The 16,835-nt window shown below is 47.0% G+C and carries 15 protein-coding genes; 7 read left to right on the forward strand and 8 right to left on the reverse strand.

Annotated features, from left to right (window positions below):
• Positions 1-26: 26 nt before the first annotated feature.
• Positions 27-2,501 (reverse strand): T9SS type A sorting domain-containing protein, encoded by a 2,475-nt coding sequence (locus FSB84_RS11740; protein ID WP_158643862.1) that lies wholly within the window; start codon positions 2,499-2,501, stop codon positions 27-29.
• Between the two features lie 541 nt (positions 2,502-3,042).
• On the opposite strand from FSB84_RS11740, the gene FSB84_RS11745 reads away from it, so the two are divergent.
• Entirely contained in the window at positions 3,043-4,155 is a 1,113-nt protein-coding gene (locus FSB84_RS11745) for an SGNH/GDSL hydrolase family protein (protein ID WP_130541373.1), read from the forward strand.
• 59 nt (positions 4,156-4,214) lie between these two features.
• Here the strand turns inward: FSB84_RS11745 and FSB84_RS11750 are convergent, their stop codons facing one another.
• Positions 4,215-5,384: an LA_2272 family surface repeat-containing protein gene (locus FSB84_RS11750; RefSeq protein WP_130541372.1), complete on the reverse strand. Its 1,170-nt coding sequence runs from the start codon at positions 5,382-5,384 to the stop codon at positions 4,215-4,217.
• A 215-nt stretch (positions 5,385-5,599) separates the two neighbouring features.
• On the opposite strand from FSB84_RS11750, the gene FSB84_RS11755 reads away from it, so the two are divergent.
• Positions 5,600-6,592, forward strand: a complete 993-nt coding sequence (locus tag FSB84_RS11755) for a helix-turn-helix domain-containing protein (RefSeq protein WP_158643863.1) — start codon at positions 5,600-5,602, stop codon at positions 6,590-6,592.
• A gap of 22 nt (positions 6,593-6,614) precedes the next feature.
• The gene (locus FSB84_RS11760) at positions 6,615-7,814 is read left to right on the forward strand and encodes an outer membrane protein assembly factor BamB family protein (protein ID WP_130541369.1); all 1,200 of its coding nucleotides are present in this window, start codon (positions 6,615-6,617) and stop codon (positions 7,812-7,814) included.
• An 8-nt stretch (positions 7,815-7,822) separates the two neighbouring features.
• Here the strand turns inward: FSB84_RS11760 and FSB84_RS11765 are convergent, their stop codons facing one another.
• From FSB84_RS11765 to FSB84_RS11775, 3 genes are all read right to left on the reverse strand, one after another.
• A complete protein-coding gene (locus FSB84_RS11765; protein WP_130541367.1) occupies positions 7,823-8,869 on the reverse strand; it encodes a linear amide C-N hydrolase in 1,047 nt (348 codons plus the stop codon).
• 79 nt (positions 8,870-8,948) lie between these two features.
• Positions 8,949-9,350 carry a hypothetical protein gene (locus FSB84_RS11770; RefSeq protein ID WP_130541366.1) on the reverse strand — a complete coding sequence of 134 codons (402 nt, stop codon included), beginning with the start codon at positions 9,348-9,350 and terminating at the stop codon, positions 8,949-8,951.
• A 4-nt stretch (positions 9,351-9,354) separates the two neighbouring features.
• Entirely contained in the window at positions 9,355-9,711 is a 357-nt protein-coding gene (locus tag FSB84_RS11775) for a hypothetical protein (RefSeq protein ID WP_130541365.1), read from the reverse strand.
• A 292-nt stretch (positions 9,712-10,003) separates the two neighbouring features.
• Here FSB84_RS11775 and FSB84_RS11780 point away from each other — a divergent pair, with 292 nt between their 5' ends.
• From FSB84_RS11780 to FSB84_RS11790, 3 genes are all read left to right on the forward strand, one after another.
• Positions 10,004-10,483, forward strand: a complete 480-nt coding sequence (locus tag FSB84_RS11780) for a LytR/AlgR family response regulator transcription factor (protein WP_158643864.1) — start codon at positions 10,004-10,006, stop codon at positions 10,481-10,483.
• A gap of 21 nt (positions 10,484-10,504) precedes the next feature.
• Positions 10,505-11,800, forward strand: coding sequence for an OmpA family protein (locus tag FSB84_RS11785; protein WP_130541361.1), 1,296 nt, complete (start codon positions 10,505-10,507; stop codon positions 11,798-11,800).
• An 86-nt stretch (positions 11,801-11,886) separates the two neighbouring features.
• Complete coding sequence (locus tag FSB84_RS11790; protein ID WP_130541359.1) at positions 11,887-12,627, forward strand: LytR/AlgR family response regulator transcription factor; 741 nt, start codon at positions 11,887-11,889, stop codon at positions 12,625-12,627.
• On the opposite strand, the gene FSB84_RS11795 is transcribed toward FSB84_RS11790, so the two are convergent.
• Both FSB84_RS11795 and FSB84_RS11800 read right to left on the reverse strand, forming a co-directional pair.
• Positions 12,624-13,235, reverse strand: a complete 612-nt coding sequence (locus FSB84_RS11795; protein ID WP_158643865.1) for a response regulator transcription factor — start codon at positions 13,233-13,235, stop codon at positions 12,624-12,626. The genes FSB84_RS11790 and FSB84_RS11795 overlap by 4 nt on opposite strands.
• Position 13,236: 1 nt before the next feature.
• Positions 13,237-14,802, reverse strand: coding sequence for an AraC family transcriptional regulator ligand-binding domain-containing protein (locus tag FSB84_RS11800; RefSeq protein ID WP_130541356.1), 1,566 nt, complete (start codon positions 14,800-14,802; stop codon positions 13,237-13,239).
• 34 nt (positions 14,803-14,836) lie between these two features.
• Here FSB84_RS11800 and FSB84_RS11805 point away from each other — a divergent pair, with 34 nt between their 5' ends.
• Entirely contained in the window at positions 14,837-15,361 is a 525-nt protein-coding gene (locus FSB84_RS11805) for a class I SAM-dependent methyltransferase (RefSeq protein WP_158643866.1), read from the forward strand.
• Here the strand turns inward: FSB84_RS11805 and cls are convergent.
• Entirely contained in the window at positions 15,356-16,810 is a 1,455-nt protein-coding gene (cls, locus tag FSB84_RS11810) for a cardiolipin synthase (RefSeq protein ID WP_130541353.1), read from the reverse strand. The two genes, FSB84_RS11805 and cls, sit on opposite strands and share 6 nt — an antisense overlap.
• Between the last annotated feature and the right edge of the window lie 25 nt (positions 16,811-16,835).

A 16,835-nucleotide genomic window follows, 5' to 3' on the forward strand; every position in this document is an offset into this window, starting at 1 on the left:
AAGTAAAAGGGAGGGGTTAAGAACGTTTACCTGATCAGGAAAGGGATGCTGTGTTCCCCTGATCTGAAATAATACATGCCGGCAGGCAGGAATAAATTCAATTCCTGTGTGCCGGCATTGATGTTTTTCTGCAATACCATTACGCCGTTACTGTTGTAGATCTGTGCTGATCCCGGTTGTGTGGAACTCACTGTGATCTTGCCATTGGTAACAGGATTGGGATAGATGCTGATGGATGCAGTGGAATGATCAAAGCGCAGGCTCACAGTTTTGCTGAGAGAACTGTTATTGTTGATATCCCGCTGGAGCAGTCTGTAATAGTTGATGCCGGATGCAGGCTTGGTATGTGTAAAAGAGTACTGTTGGGTTTTTGTGCTGTTACCGGCTGCGGGAACGGTACCGATAGTATTCCAGCTGGATTGATTGGTACTGTGCTGAACCAGGAAATCTTTCGTGTCCGTTTCAGATCCGGTTGTCCATTTCAGTGAGGAAGCGTTTTTTTCTTTAGTGGCAGTGAAGATGCCCCATTGTAAAGGCAGCACCAGGGCTGCTTTGTCTGCAATGGCAAAAGGTGAAAAACTGCCTGTGTAATTGTTGTAAGTGAAACTGGTAATACTGCTGGAAGTACTACCGCTGTTCTGTTGACGCCATTTGCCATCTTCGAAATGGAAGAGGGCAGGTTCCGTCATTTCACCGTAGGTGCTGGTGCCGGGCCAACGGAAGGACAGATCGATTCCGGTGCCTGCATTGGGGTTGGCTTTTGAAATATTCCATGTATGCCTGATCCGTGCTTCTGCAACGATGTCGCCGCTGGATCCTCCATTCTTGAATACTTCATCATACACCTTCACGGAAAACAGATCTGCCGCTCCGGTTTTGTTGGTAATGGTAAGAGGAGTATATGCAGCGAGCCCGGCAGGGAAGATCCTGGGCTCGCCATCAGGCACATTGATGTTAAGCTTTCCTGTTCCGTTGAAGCGCAAATGTGCTGCTGCTCCGGAACCCAGTACCTGGTTACAGGTGAGATCATAATTACCCCATTGCCATATAAGGTTCACGCCTTCGAAGCTGATCATGTCTACTGTTTTATTGCCGTTTGGAATGGGCACATATGTAGTGGCTTTGAGCAGAACGATGGAGTTTTCATCCGGAATGATGCCGTACAACCAGTGTGCGGATGTTTCCCAGGCATTGCCAGCGCTGCCTGCCCATTCCCTGATCCTTCCTTTCAGTGATGGATAGCCGTTATTGGCGCTGGCATTGATGAACCAGTAATCGTTTGTGCCGTTGGTGGTTTCACCCATGAAATCCCATCCTGTAAAATTGGCCTGTACTTTCATTGCGGCGGTGGCCCTGCCGGTAATACCTGCGGGCGTGGAACCATTGGCGCCGGTGGTTTTGGCGGATGTGGTCATATCGAAGGCGCATCCGCTGAAAGTTATATTGGTAGCGCCACCTCCGATGAAGCCTCCGCCACTGGCGCTGTTCACCCGTCCGGTGCTGTAGCAGTTGGTAACCCTGCTGCCTGCAGTTCCGCTTGCATTGCCGATAAAGCCGCCAACAGGAGAGCCCGTTACAGTACCTGTGGAATAGCAGTTACTGATGGTAGTTCCATTTCCAAATATCGTTCCTGCAAATCCACCAACAGCAGCGCTGCCGGCATTGAGAGATACGGTGGAAAAGCAATTGGAGAAAGTGTAATTGCCATTGGCCACAGCTCCAAAAAATCCGCCGGCCTGTCCATTACGGTTCATGGAAAATGCGCCACTGGCGCTGCATTTGGTAAATACGCCGGTGTTACTTTCCGAGTATCCTATAAACATTCCAGTCTGCCCAAGATTGTCTGATGTGGAGTTGACAACTGCGTCAACGGAACAATCCTTTGCTGTTACTGCCTGCATTCTTCCGAGCATACCTCCGATATAAGCGTGTATACCATTGTTGGTGAAAATGCCATTTCTGATGCGCACAAAACTGAGATTGACGGAACCGTTTGCCACCAATAAAGCGCTGCCCTGCCAGGTATTCACTGCGCCGGTTACTTTGTTAACGATCACCCAGGGGGATCTCAATGTCAGATTTTTGATGGTGGCATTGGATGTAAATCCGAAGAAGCCAACATATTCAGGACCACGGTTGATGTACAATCCGTAAATGTAAAAACCCTGTCCGTCATAAGTGCCGGCAAAAGTGCCGCTCTGCTGATTGCCTACTGCCTGCGAATAGCCACCGATACAGGGGAAGCCATAATAGCCGCCACTGCCATTGGGAAACCAGTTGGCAGTGCCAAGAGCATCGATATTGGCCGTCTGGATATAATAATTTGATTCAGCCCACTGGTCAGGATTCTGTGAGATCCAGTAGAGATTTTCCAGGCTGGCAATCTGGAACGGGTTGGATTTTGTACCTGCGCCTTCAGGTGCAATGGCAGTCTGCGCCCGGCTTCCCGCAAGGGTACACAGGAAGAGGAGGACGTAACATGCAAAGGATTTAAGTTTCATAACCGTCATGTTTATATAGGGTGTAATAATCAATATCCGCAGATCCAATACAATGGACCTGTGCATCATGTACGGTCAGAGAAAATAGAAATACAGGAAATACTCAACTCACTTCTGGCAGGAAGAGGGAAGGCAATAATTGTTATCTGGCAATATGGAAAAGGCTGAAAGAAGCGCTGGCAGGCAGCTTCAGAATGGTACAGCAGAAAAGAAGAGGCACTCTATGCCGGTTGGGTAAAACTGGATCCATGGGCAGCGTTTTTTGTCAGGATAACGAATTACGCTGCAATGTTACGCAATATTGCAATTGACTAGTCGTAAACGCTCCGGAAAAAAACGAAAACGGTATTCCTGAAAATGTAAACGAGCTGCGGAATTCAGTACTGTAGCCGATTTGAAAGCAATATTAAAATTAGTCTGACCTTCGAATGTTCATGATAGTTAGAGCGAATCCATTGTAGACAGATTTACACAGTTAATCAACCTGGTCTTGAGTTTTACCCAAATACCCTGATTGAAAGGGATTCATTATTTTTATACAATGAGCAAAGGCAGGAAAATCCTTCACCGTATCTTCTATGGATGTTTCTTATTGGGCATTACATTTCTTGCAATGGAGATCATTCTCCGCATCTACAATCCTTTTGGGTTCCGGCTGAAAGGAGATCAGATCATTCTGCCTGTGAATACAAAACTGACTATTCAGAATTCCATCAATCCAAAACTGGATAGTGTAATTGTGAACACGAGGAATGAGCTGGGGTTTCGCGGGGAATCAAAACCTGCTGATTTCAACAGCAGGCTAAGTATCATTACAGTAGGCGGAAGTACAACGGAATGTCATTTCAATAATGATGACAAAACCTGGCCTGCCTTGCTGGAACATAAGCTGGACGACTCTTTTCAGCATGTCTGGCTCAATAATGCCGGACTGGATGGCCATTCCACTTTCGGCCATCAGGTATTGCTGCAGGATTACCTTGTAAAGATCAAACCAAAAGTGATCCTCTTTCTCACGGGTGTCAATGATGTTGAAAGCGACCGCCCCAGTTTCCACGATCAGCAAAACAAGCGTGGCGCATTTTCGGATCTCAAACACTATCTTGTCAATAACAGTGAAGTACTGAGCCTGCTGGTAAATCTCGCGCGGGGCTGGAAGGCACAACAGACGCATAATACCAGTGGTGTGAATATTGACCCCAGGCAATTGCCTGTTTCGCATATGACAGATGCGGAATCAGCAGCACAGCTGAAACTGCAGCAGCAATTCCTTCCGGGCTACCGTGAACGCGTAAGGGAACTGATGGATACCTGTTTGAAATATCAGATCAAACCAGTGTTCATCACGCAGCCACTTTTGTATGGTGAAGGGATCGATAGTGTAACACAGGTGAACCTTGCAACCATCCGGCATAAGAACGTTAGCGGAAAATGCAGCTGGCAGGTGCTTGAGCTGTACAACGATGAACTGAGAAAACTTGGCGCAGAAAGAAATATCCTGGTGATCGATCTGGCTGCCCGGATGCCGAAGAACAGCCTTTATTTCTACGATGAATCGCATTTCACCAATGCAGGAACAGAAAAAGTGGCATCTATAGTAAACGAATCACTCGCTCCCTGGCTGGCCAATAATTTTCCATCTTTCCATCAATAGAAAATGGCGCGCCGTTACCGGAGCGCCATCGTGTTGGAGGGATAAGGAAGAAAGAAAGGTTAAACGGTCTTCTTACTGAAATTCCAGTTGATGATCGGAAATTTCCGTCTGCCGTTTTCATTCCACAACCCTATCTGGATCCCCCTCAAGTGTTTGCATTTATTAACCAGCCCGATCTGCAAACCACTTCCTTTAATGCTTCTATTTCCTAAACCGGCAATGACCAGCCCGTGGAATTCATCAATTCGGTTGTTCAACCCTGTGATACAAATGCCTTTCGATACTGTAAGTAGACAAATAAGGCCATTGAAAGCTACTCCATCCAGGCGTCCGGCTCCGATGAGGCCGCCACCACTGATACTAAGGCCATGGATCTTATCTACTGCTTCACTATACCAGATGGTATCCGGCATGTTCCTGATCTTGTAAGCAGAGTCACGTGGTATAAATGGCAGGTACATGGTGATGATGGCTCCCATCAGATCTGCATTCAGGTTCACTCCTTTTATGGTAAGGGGATCTTTGTTGAAACCAAATGTCTGGATACCGATATTAAGGCCATTGATCTGTTGTGCTCTGGAAGGTGTGAACCACACTACATTCCTTTCGAATTTAGGATAGGGTGGAGGAGGTGTGAGCGCAACGCCGTTTTCACAATCCAGTGTGGTAGTATCATAGTAATAGTAAGGCCTGTTGCATTTCAGGAAAAGCAATGCAGTGCTTTTGGCGTGAAGGAAAGTCACCAATTTCACTTTTTCACCTCTGGTACTGTCACGTGAATAGAGCATAACTGTCCTCTCCGGAAATCTTTTTGGGTGGAGATCGTAGGAGAATACTGCCCTGTAGTTAACGAGCTGGATAGTGTTGAACATTTGTCCCAGGCTCTGTTCATAGGTGAGAATAGAATTGATCTCCAGGGGATGGAGACGGAAGAGTGAATCTTTTCTATAACTGGTCTGTGGCCCGAAATGTTGGTAATAGATGGAATCATTCCTGATATCAGTAACGCGTATCAGCCAGTTGCCGCCTTGCCAGAGATAGATCCTGTAAACACAATTGCGGTAAATATAAAATGGTTTTTTGCCACCAGATTCATAATCATTGGTATTGAACGGAGCGTTGCTGTGAAGAACGTGATAAAAATGCAGGTTCTGTACAACGCTGTCCTGTGCTGCTGCTGAAGCTGTGATCCCTGTGACCAGACAGATGATTGCAATTATTTTTTTCATGCCGGGAGGTTTTCAGCAAACCTAACAGTTGGATCCCGGGATCAATAACGGTAAACTGCGTCGGGTTTTGGAGATGTTGCAGTGAACAGGAATCGATTGACCGCAGGATAGAACTTGTTGCGGGAACCAGGATGATATGTGAATTTGTTCTACTGCGTTGGCGGAATTCCGTAAACTCTTCTTGCTTGTTACGGATTTTCAGTAATTTTCTTGCAATGGATGCTAAAGTCTTACAACAACTACTGTTCAAAAAGATAAAAGAACAACTTCCGGAACATGTTTCACTGGCCGAAGATCTGGGCGAGCTGCTGGGATTGAGCCCTGACAGCGTTTACAGGCGGATCAGGGGCGAAAAGCCGGTTGACCTCGAAGAGCTGCAGGCAATTTGCCGTCATTATCATCTTTCGCTGGATGGTTTGCTGCAATTGAATGCAGATGCTGTATTGTTCCAGGCGCCTGGTGTCAGCAATGGATCCGTACCTTTTGAAAAACATATGCAGGGCATGCTGGAACAATTCAAATATTTTACCAGCTTCAGGAAAAGGGAAATCTTCTATCTCTGCAAAGACACACCGTTCTGGTATTTCTTCCTGTTTCCTGCTATGGCTTCGTTCAAAACATTCTTCTGGAGCCGGACTATCAACAATCAACCGGAACTGCAACAGGAATTGTTTTCACTGGAAGCTTTTCCTGCCGAAGAATGCAGGCGTATCGGCTGGCAACTGCTGGAAGAGCATAATAAAATGGATTCAACGGAACTCTGGAACCTGGAAAGTATTCATAGCAGTATCAACCAGGTGGCCTATTACAGGGATGCAGGCATCTTTCGCGAAAGAAAAGATCTGCTTGCGGTGGTGGACGATTTTATCAGGATGCTGGACCATCTTCAGCAACAGGCGGAACAAGGCATTACTTTTCTGCCTGGCGACAGCCTCCTGAAGCCACACGGCAGCCTGCATTTCTATGTGAATGAACTGATCCTCGGCAATAACACCATCCTGCTGAATCTCGACGATCAAAAACTGAGCATGGTCACCTATAGCGTGTTCAACTATATCTCCACCCGCGATACAAGATTTGCCGCCAAAGCATTCGGGACCTTCAACACTTTGCTGAGCCGTAGTTCCCTCATCAGCCGGTCAGGAGAAAAAGAACGCAATAAATTCTTCAATACACTTCGCGATAAAGTGAACCAGCTCAGGAACTAGTATAACACCTAACCTTATTCTTATGCGACTGCTTATTCCTGTTTTCTTTTTTTGCATTTCCTTTTGTGCCCAGGCACAATCTTCTTCCGGTGGTAACCTGCTGTGGAAGCATCAGGCTGCTGCAGGTATCATTGGTGGCGCATGCGCAGGCGAAGCTGACCGGCTCTATTATGGAGATACTACCGGAAACCTATATGCGCTGACTGTTTCCGGTAAATCACAGATACTGCTGGCTAAACTTCCTGCGGGTATTCAATCAACGCCGGCAGTGGCAGGAGATACGCTATTTGTTTATTGTAATAATGGAATCTTGTATTCACTTGATTTGAAAACAGGGGCAGTCATCTGGCAATTTGAAACAGGTGGAGAAAAGCAGTATGATTTCTGGGATTATTACAGATCCTCCCCCAGATATGGCAATGGATTGCTGTACTTCGGTAGCGGCGATCAGCATGTGTATGCAGTTGAAGCTGCCACTGGTAAAGAAAAATGGAAATTCAAAACAGGCGGAATTGTACATGCAGATCCTGTGTTGAGCAACGATACCCTTTTCATTGGAAGTTATGATGGAAAAATGTACGCGCTTTCTGTAGCCAGTGGACGATTGATCTGGGAATTCAAAACGGTAGGCGACCGTTACTTTCCCAAAGGGGAAATTCAAAAAGCAGCCTTGATCTCCGGGGATGCCGTAATTTTCGGGAGCAGGGATTTCAATATTTACGCTATCAGCAAATCCACCGGCGCCGGTTTATGGAACAGGAAAGAAGCTGGTAGCTGGATCATTGCTACTCCTCTTTTGTACAATGGAAATCTTTTCTACGGCACATCCGACAGCCATTCTTTTTATTCTACCTCACAGGAAGATGGCAGCACTAACTGGAAGGTCCCGATCCCATTCAGATCCTACAATACTCCGGTTGTATTTAATTCCAGGCTGTATGCCGGTTGCTTCAATGGTGTTTTATATGAGCTTGACCCGGCATCCGGAAAGATCCACTGGCAGTTCAGTACTGTTGGAAAACAGAAAAATGGACAAACAATCTTTGATGCCAATGATCAGCTCCGGAAGGATTTCAAAATGTATGGGAATGAAGAAGAAACTGCAAGGGCAGAGCGCATGATCTTCAACGTGGGAGCTATACTTGCCACGCCCCTGCTCAGGAATGGCGTATTGTATTTTGGCGCTACCGATGGTTATTTCTATGCGGTTGGTCTTCGCTGATGACCAGTTTATTTGCATTTGATGCTGCTGAAATACTTTCCAAGCGCAACAATCGACTCTTCAGTGATCTCCAGATGTGTGCGGGATTGCTCTACTGATTTACGGACCACCAGCAGATTTTGTGTTGCATCCAGCGGCTTGAGATTTCCGGCAATATTTCCTTTGAATGAAGTATTGATATCGATGAACTTTGCCTGGCTGCTGCATTGGAAATCGAGATCGGCAAAGGAAATTGACCTGCGCTGGGTATTGCCATTGGTAATGAAATGGATCTGCCTGTTGCTGATATCATATACGATACTCCATTTGGTGTACTGCGCCTGCGATACATTGTTGAGGATATTGAATGCATAATCCACAGGAGCCGTTGAGTTGTTGCCCTGCTGATATTGTTGCAGCATTTGGCAGGCTTTGGTGAACCTGTCGAGCGAATTGTTGGATTCATTTGAGCGTGTTGCCGGATCCAGTTGCGCAACGCTCGATTGATAGGTGCTGTTGGTGAGTACGGGAGCGCTGAGCGCGCTGCCCTGGTGCACTACCGTTTTGCCATCCAGGAATTCGATGGTGGCTGCTTTGCCGGAAGCATCTGCCACCAGGTAATGCAGGGGAGCTGCATGGTCGCGGTCAATTCGGATCTTCTTATCGGTAGCCAGCACTTCTTCGATGCTGGCGCAATTGTCGAGCTGGTATTGTATCCACTGTAATTCGTTCAGGGCTGCCCGTTTGTCGGCAGCAGGATAGCTGGTGCCCTGCAACCACATCAGTTCCACCACCAGTCCTTTTTCATTCATGCCGCCATGCGGCATTTCTTTTCCGAACTGGTTGAAGGTAACGCTGCCATACCGGGAAGTCCAGCTGACCGGCTGATCGCCACTGGTAAGAAAAGCTTTTTTCTGAAGTCCGGCGGCATTCACCAGAAGTATGCCGTTGCCGCTTACCCAATCGTAATTGCGGCCAAATACCAGCTGTCCGTTTTTGTTCAGCAGAAAAGTGGAACAGGCAAAACCTGGAATGGCCGAAGCCAGCAAAAGCAGGAGGGCGACTAGCTTTTTCATGCCTTAATTTACAAACAAAAAAGGACACAGTTTGTGTCCTTTCGTTAAGAAAATCCCATCATATGTAATCATCATTCAATCATGCTTTGATCACCGGAGGCGTATCTATCACTGGAAGCGTTGCCTGTGAGCGGCGGCGTGATATCTTTCTACCCCTGAAGAAAAAATAAAGATTGATAAAGAGCATGAAGCCCAGGTAAATGCTGAAGCCGCCTATTTTGGGGCTGAGGGCCTCTATCATGTCCCTTGAATTTTCCATGGAAATTTCGATGGAGAGGATCAGCAATCCGAAGCCAAGGTTCAGGAGATAAAAGCCTGTCTTGAAAAGTTTGTTGGTGGCATTGGCAATGTCTTCCTTGTTGTGAAAGATATCCAGCATGAATGTTTTTCCACTTTTGAACAAGGTGCCGGCCACATACCAGGTCAGCAGGAGCATAATGGGCAGGTAAATGCAATAAGCGATAAGATGATAATCTTTCATATTGTCAGAGTTTATGGTTTGCCTGATGTTGTTTGTGGCCGATATGAAGGATCACGGCCATGTTCACAAAGTGGATGCAGGCCAGCAGCAGCATGATGGCGCCTACTTTTAAAGCCAGCATAGACAGCAGTTGCGTTACTGTGTAAATCTCATCCCATTCTTTCACGCTGAGCGCTACATAGCCCAGGTTCAGCAGGTAATAGCCAATCAGCAACAAACGGTTGATGTAACTGGTGAGCGCTTCATTCCCTTCCAGGATATTGAGGATATAGATCCGGCCATTTCTGTAAAAGGATAATCCTGTATGCACTGTAATGAAATAAGTGATCAGGAAATAAAGGATGTAGGCGATGGTGTTCATGGTGCCTTTTTTAGGGCTGCCTTTTTCACTTTGACGCTTTCACGATACAAAGTTGCATAGTTGTATTGAACTTTCAAAATATTCTGAAAGATAAATTTATAAAGAAGCGGGAAACTACCGAGCTTGCATCATCTGCAGACCAACTGCCGGTATTGCAATTCAAAGGAACATAATGCAACTCGTCGTACCGCAACTGCTGGGGGGAATTTCCATGTTTAACTTGCCTGCTATAATCAATTAATCAGAAAACCCGATCCCCATGCACGCAGTCAGCCAACCACAATCCGCCTCAATGCGGGTACAGCTTTCCCTGAATTCCGAAGAGTTCCGCAGGCTTCAGATGGTTCTGCCGGACTGTATTGTACAATGTGAAAATTCCGGAGAGGAAGACAGCAGCGCTTTGATGGCGCCGTCTGGATCTGTTTTACCGGCATTCCGGAAGAGGTTCCTGGTGAGAAAAGGAAAGGAACTGATCTCGGTGCATTGCAACGATATAGCCTATTTCTATTCGAAGAATAAGTTGAGCTATCTGAAAACATTCGATGGCAAGAATTTCCTGGTGCGCATGAGCCTGGAAGAAATAGAGCAATGCCTTTCTCCGGACCAGTTCTTCCGCGCCAGCAGACAGGTGATCACCAGCCATACCGCCGTACAGAAGATCCTGCTCTGGTTCAACGGCAATCTCAAAGTTGAATTGGTTCCCCGGGAAATCGACAATGTAATAGTAAGCCGTCTCAAAGCCAACCAGTTCAGGCAATGGCTGGGAGAGTAAATTTTTCAAATCAACAAGTCTATGCGGAGCATTTATCTTTTAGCAGTTGCGCTGCTTTGCGGCAGCGTGGCGAATGCACAGCTTTTGAAGAATATCAAGGATGCTGTGAAAAACAAAGCAGAACAAAAAACAGTTCAGAAATCCGCCGATAAAACGGGGGATGTGATGGACGATGTGCTGAACGGAAAAGCATTCAAGAAAAAGAAAAAAGGTGAAGAGGAAGAGGAGAAAGATGAAAAGAATAAAAATGAAAAAGAGAAAACTGCTCCACAGGGCAAGACCTTCAGCCTCTACAGTAAGTTCGATTTCATCCCAGGCGAGAAAGTGATTGCGTTTGAGGATTTTTCACAGGACAATGCAGGTGATTTTCCTGCCAAATGGAATACGAATACATCGGCTGAAGTGGTTACCGCCACTGAATTACCGGGCAAATGGCTGAAGCTGGATGGTAATGGTGTGTTCATGCCGGCTTTCATTACATCGCTTCCGGAAAATTTTACGCTGGAAATGGACCTGATCTGCAATGATGGGTTCCGTACCACCTCTTCGCCCTTGTACCTTGCCATTGCATCGCTCAAAAATCAATCTGAATATACACGCTGGCAACAGGGACAGGGAGGACAGGAGGGATTCCAGCTATGGTTTCTGCCGAATATGGTTTCTCAAAAAGCAGGCAGGATCGGATACAATCAGGTAAGTGGTACAGAAGGATCGCGCCAGCAATTTGAAACAGATAAATTCCATGGGTATGGCGGCAAGAATACCGTTAAAGTAAGTATCTGGCGTCAGAAAAGAAGGATACGCATGTATCTGGATGAAGAAAAAGTGATAGATGTGCAGCAGGGGCTTGGAGATGCCAATTACAATTCACTCGTGTTCACCATGAACACAAGCACTACAAAACCTGATTATTATCTTATCTCCAATATCCGCATAGCAGGCGGTTTGCCGGATATGCGCAGCAAGTTCATGACTGAAGGCAAAGTGAGCACCAGCGCCATTCTCTTTGATGTGAACAGCGACAGGATCAAACCTGCTTCCTTCCCGGTGATCAAAGAAATGGCCGCGGTTTTGAAGGAGAACGGTAATGTACGTGTGAAGATCGTAGGACATACAGACAGTGATGGGGATGATGCACATAATAAGGCATTGTCCATCAAAAGGGCCGATGCTGTAAAAGCTTTACTGGAAAAGGAATTTGGTATAGGGGCAGACAGAATGGAAACAGATGGAAAAGGGGAGTCGGAGCCTGTGGAAAAAGACAACAGTCCCGCGGCCAAAGCCAATAACCGGCGCGTGGAGTTTGTAAAACTATAAAATACACAAACGGGAAATTCAAGCGGCGGGGCCTCCGGGCCCTGTCCATTTTTTTAGTTTTCATAAGTATATTGCAGCAAGTAATTATGCCTCTAAAAAAAGTGATCATAGCAGACGATGAAGCTGCTGCCAGGACCATCCTGCAGCAGTACCTGGAAGATTATCCTGAAATGGAGATCGTGGCGCAATGCCAGGATGGCCTGGAGGCGGTGGCTGCCATCGACAGGATGGAGCCCGATCTTGTATTCCTCGATATCCAGATGCCTGGCCTCAGCGGATTCCAGGTACTGAGACAGATCATCCATGTACCTCAGATCATCTTCACTACTGCCTATGATCAGTATGCGCTGAAGGCGTTCGACTCCAATGCGATCGACTATCTTCTGAAACCCTATACCCGCGAGCGTTTCAACCAGGCAGTTGCCAAAGTGCTCACGCGTCAGGGCAATGATCTGGCCAGGCTGACGGCCCTCACTGATGCTGTAAGCCAGCCTGAACAAGGATATCCGGAACGGATCCTCCTGGAAAGCGGAAACAAAATGATCAGTCTCGCAGTGCAGGATATCGCTTACCTCGCAGCGGAAAAAGATTATACCCGCATCTACACTTTGCAAAAGAATTTCCTCAGTAATTATGGGATCGGCGTATTGGAGCAGAGGCTGAATCCGGCGGCATTCATCCGTGTACATCGTTCCAGTATCGTGAACATCCATCATATCAGGGAAGTGTATAAAGAGAACAATGATGCCTACCTGGTGCTCAATAATGATGTATCACTCAAAGTGAGCAGGGGATATATCGATAACCTGAAAAAGCTGATGTACTAAAGCAGGCCGCGACGGCGGGCTTCCTGCAACAATCCATTCATATCATCAGTGCCCAGTTTTTGTACAAGATTATAGAAATGCATTTCTGCCATACGGAGTGGTATGCACATCCTGATGGCAATCTGTTGGAGGCTCTGCATTTCGGACAGCAATGTCAGCATTTCCTTTTCTTTCCGTGTGAATGGTAATTCCTTCGTCTTATTGACCGGCTCCAGGCTAATGCGCGGGTCCATATACTGATTTCCGTTAAGCACTTTGCTGATGGCCTCTTCTAAAATATTGAAGCCGGTATCTTTCAGGAGATAGCCATGGGCGCCCATTTCCAGCATCTGACGTATATACCATGGATCATCATGGCTGGTGATGGCGATGATCCTGACGAATGGATATTCAGCGCTGATCTGTTTACATAGGCTGGTGCCGGGCAAATCGGGTAAACGGATATCGAGCAAAAGAATATCCGGTTGATGAATGGATAATTGCTGCAACAACGCTTCGCCACAGGTGCAGGTAAAAATGAGCTCCCGCCCGGGATTAAGCTCCAGCGCGGATTTCATGGCACTGATCACCATCGGGTGATCGTCGGTAATGGCGATCTTGACAGGCATTTCAGGTAACTGAAGATTGTATAGGTGAGATATTGAAAGATACATTCACGCTGGTGCCCTTGCCTGGCTGACTATCCCAATGAATATCCCCATCCAGCGCGTTGACGCGGCTGCGCAGGCTTTGCAGCCCCATTCCGGTGCTGATAGCATTGATATCGAACCCGCAGCCATCATCTTCGATAGTGAGCAGGAGCTGCTGGCGGAGGATACTAACCTGAACCAGTACACGCTTTGGATTTGCATGCTTGATGGCATTATGGATCAGTTCCTGTGCCACCCTGTACACTGCCAGTTCAAAATTGTGACGGAACCTGCCGGGATTTCCTGTTCTGAAATATTGAATGGAGGCTGTGCTGCAATGCTGAAGATTCTGGCAGTATCTTCTCAAAGCTTCGTCCAGGCCATAGTTCAGCAGGATTTCGGGCATCAGGTTATGGGCTGTTTTACGAAGCTCGCGGGAGGCATCATCCAGCATGGATAGGGCATGATGGAATTCACCTGATTGCTGAAAACTGGGATTGGTTTCCTGCAATGTGCTGAAATGCATTTTCACCGCCGCCAGCATGCCGGACACTCCATCATGAAGTTCCTGCGCGATGCGGCTTCGCTCTTTCTCCTCTGCCTGGATTACGGCTTCCACCAGCGAATCGCCTGCAGGAATTGTTTCCTGCATGGAATAGCCCATGGCGATCTCATTCCTCACTTCAAAAAGTATCTGGGTAAAGCTCCTGCCTTCCGATTCCAGTATCGTTAACAATGAATTTTCGGTTATCCCTATCTGTTGTGCAATGTTATTAGCGTCCGGTTCTTCACCGTTCCGGATCTCATTGATGATGCAATTCTTAACGGTAGTATAATATTCACCGGATGATTGAAGCCTGGACAGCTGTTCCCTGGCATAGGATTCAAATGCCTGCACCAGCAGAGGATTATGGAAAATATGCGGCCTCTCGCAGTCTTCCTTTCTATACACCAGTGCGCATTTGGAAGGATGATGAAGGATCGTGCATTGAAAGATTTCCTGGCAAACCTGTTTCTCCTGTTCTGTGAGCTCATAGGAGAACAGCACTTTTATGGGTGAGATATCGCTTTGCGTTGCATGTTGTAATCCTCTCCGGTTATAGGCCATGGCCAGTTCTATCAGTTGTTTTACGCCGATGCGGTATTGCGGGTCCCAGGTGGCGGGAACGAAAACCAGTTCTACTTCGGTGGCTGTTTCTTCGTAATAGATATTGAAAACACGGTGCAATACGGGCAGGTATTTGGTGATCAGTAAAGAGCCTTCACGAATGCTTTTGCTGTAACGGTACATCTGTCCGAGAATGCCCAGGGAGTCCAGGTTTGAATTGTCGCCCACCTGGAATCCAAGGCAGGGATTCCCGCTTTCCCTGCAGGCGGCTTCGAAGAACCGGGAGAATGCGCCGAGCGAAACATTGTGGTTGTTGATCTGCAATACCTGTTCTTCGATCCCGGCTGCGCGCAGCAAGGGATCGCTGGGCAATCCCAGTTTCTCAAAATGTAGAAGAACGACCTTGATTACGTCGATGGTGACAGTGATATTGCTCATGATGCACAGGCAAAATAGTTATCTTTCGGAACATATGGAACAATCCGAAGCAATCGCGATGCTAAAGCATCCGGTCCTGAATTACCAAAAGCCGAGCGTTTGGGCTGACCTGGGAAGCGGAAGCGGCGTTTTTACGGGAGCGCTGGCGGCCCTGCTTCCCTCTGGTAGCAGCATTGTTGCAGTGGATATGGAGGAGCAGGCATTGAAAAAGATCCAACCTTACAATGGTATTTCCATCACTACTATGGTTGCAGATATTACAAAACCAATTTCCCTTCCAATACTGGATGGTATACTGATGGCCAATTCCATTCATTATGTAAAGAATAAGGAATTATTTCTCGATCAATTGAAACAATACCTCCGTCCAGGCGGATTGTTGCTGATAGTGGAATATGAAATGGAAAAAGCGAATCCCTGGGTTCCTTATCCACTGGGTTTTTCAGTTATGCAGGGTTTGCTGGTAAAGACAGGATTTACAACACCGGAAAAGATCGGTGAAAGGACTTCGATCTATAATCAGGCTGTCATGTACAGTTGTGTTGGGAAACTATTATAGCAGGGGAGAGAGCAGTCTTGCAGATTTTTCGAGTAGCTGTCTGCCGGTACTGCGCTTCAGCCATTCAGCATAGATCACTTCTTCTGCATCTTCCAGGTCCTGGAGGAAAACTTCAGTCATTTTTTCTCCGAACGCCTGGTCGTAAATAATGGTATTGAGCTCAAAATTGAGGTCGAAGCTGCGGAAGTCGATATTGGCGGAGCCCACCATACTGAGGGTATCATCTATCACCAGAGTTTTGGAATGCACAAATCCTTTTTGATAAAGATAGATACGCACTCCGCATTCGAGCAATGGTTCGAAGTAGGATTGCGTGGCATAATTCACCGTTTTTGAATCTGATATACCGGGAACCAGCAAACGAACATCGCAACCGCTGAGCGCAGCTTTTTTGATAGCATCGTAAATGCTGTTATTGGGAATGAAATAGGGCGTGGTGATATATACTTTTTGCTGTGCATTGGCGATGGCGGTGAAATAGCTGAGCATTACATCCGCGCGCGGATAATCCGGGCCGCTCACAGCGATCTGTGTGAGCATTCCGAAATCAGGGCGGCGGTTGGGAATGGGAAAGAGCTCATTGTTGGGCGTGAGGTTCTGGTCTGAGCAGAAATTCCAGTCGGCCAGGAAATGGTATTGCAGGTTGAGTACTGCCGGGCCTTCGATCATCACATGAGTGTCGCGCCAGTAAAGCTTTTTGGGGTCATCTCCATTGATATACTTGTCGGATACATTGATGCCGCCGGTGAATCCAGTTTGTCCATCCACAATGATCACTTTACGGTGGTTGCGGTAATTGATGCGGCTGGCGAGGAAAACGAAATAGATCTTGTAGAAGGGATAGATCTCCACACCGGCCTGTTCCAGTTCCCGCACCCATCTTTTTTTGAGGCCGTTGCTGCCGAAATCATCGTAGATGAAACGCACTTTCACTCCTTCGCGGGCTTTGCGCATGAGGATGGCTTTGATCTGGTTACCGATCTCATCATTGTCGTAAATATAATACTGGATATGGATGCTGCTTTGAGCTGCTTCCAGGGCTTTGATCACATCGGGGAATTTGTTCTCTCCGTTCAGCAGGAGCTTGATATGGTTCAATGATAGGAAGGAGAGAGAATCCTTGATCAGCAGGCGGGCGAGGCCGGCAAAATTGCCTACATCATCATGATGTGATTGCAATAAGCGGAGGGCGGATTCATCGATGTCTTTGCGGAGGTTTTGCAGGAGGTATTCGTCGGTAATGATCTTTTTGTTGTAGATCTTTCGTTTCCTGTAATTGACTCCCAGTGAAAAATAAACAATGCTGCCGGCAACGGGCAGCACGATGGTGAGGAGCAGGTAACCCAATGCCTTGCTCACATTCACCGTATCGAAAATGATACGGATCATGGTAAAGATCATCAGGGCATAGACACATACAATCAGGATGATCTCAGTAACTGGGCTCATATTTGTTGGTTATGGTGCGGCCGGG

This window comes from Pseudobacter ginsenosidimutans (assembly GCF_007970185.1).
Classification (GTDB): Bacteria; Bacteroidota; Bacteroidia; order Chitinophagales; family Chitinophagaceae; genus Pseudobacter; species Pseudobacter ginsenosidimutans.

Bases quoted from the DNA above. Each gene is read 5' to 3' on its own strand.
- FSB84_RS11740 (WP_158643862.1), bottom strand. From the start codon at position 2,501: ATGAAACTTAAATCCTTTGCATGTTACGTCCTCCTCTTCCTGTGTACC.
- FSB84_RS11745 (WP_130541373.1), top strand. From the start codon at position 3,043: ATGAGCAAAGGCAGGAAAATCCTTCACCGTATCTTCTATGGATGTTTC.
- FSB84_RS11750 (WP_130541372.1), bottom strand. From the start codon at position 5,384: ATGAAAAAAATAATTGCAATCATCTGTCTGGTCACAGGGATCACAGCT.
- FSB84_RS11755 (WP_158643863.1), top strand. From the start codon at position 5,600: ATGGATGCTAAAGTCTTACAACAACTACTGTTCAAAAAGATAAAAGAA.
- FSB84_RS11760 (WP_130541369.1), top strand. From the start codon at position 6,615: ATGCGACTGCTTATTCCTGTTTTCTTTTTTTGCATTTCCTTTTGTGCC.
- FSB84_RS11765 (WP_130541367.1), bottom strand. From the start codon at position 8,869: ATGAAAAAGCTAGTCGCCCTCCTGCTTTTGCTGGCTTCGGCCATTCCA.
- FSB84_RS11770 (WP_130541366.1), bottom strand. From the start codon at position 9,350: ATGAAAGATTATCATCTTATCGCTTATTGCATTTACCTGCCCATTATG.
- FSB84_RS11775 (WP_130541365.1), bottom strand. From the start codon at position 9,711: ATGAACACCATCGCCTACATCCTTTATTTCCTGATCACTTATTTCATT.
- FSB84_RS11780 (WP_158643864.1), top strand. From the start codon at position 10,004: ATGCGGGTACAGCTTTCCCTGAATTCCGAAGAGTTCCGCAGGCTTCAG.
- FSB84_RS11785 (WP_130541361.1), top strand. From the start codon at position 10,505: ATGCGGAGCATTTATCTTTTAGCAGTTGCGCTGCTTTGCGGCAGCGTG.
- FSB84_RS11790 (WP_130541359.1), top strand. From the start codon at position 11,887: ATGCCTCTAAAAAAAGTGATCATAGCAGACGATGAAGCTGCTGCCAGG.
- FSB84_RS11795 (WP_158643865.1), bottom strand. From the start codon at position 13,235: ATGCCTGTCAAGATCGCCATTACCGACGATCACCCGATGGTGATCAGT.
- FSB84_RS11800 (WP_130541356.1), bottom strand. From the start codon at position 14,802: ATGAGCAATATCACTGTCACCATCGACGTAATCAAGGTCGTTCTTCTA.
- FSB84_RS11805 (WP_158643866.1), top strand. From the start codon at position 14,837: ATGGAACAATCCGAAGCAATCGCGATGCTAAAGCATCCGGTCCTGAAT.
- cls (WP_130541353.1), bottom strand. From the start codon at position 16,810: ATGAGCCCAGTTACTGAGATCATCCTGATTGTATGTGTCTATGCCCTG.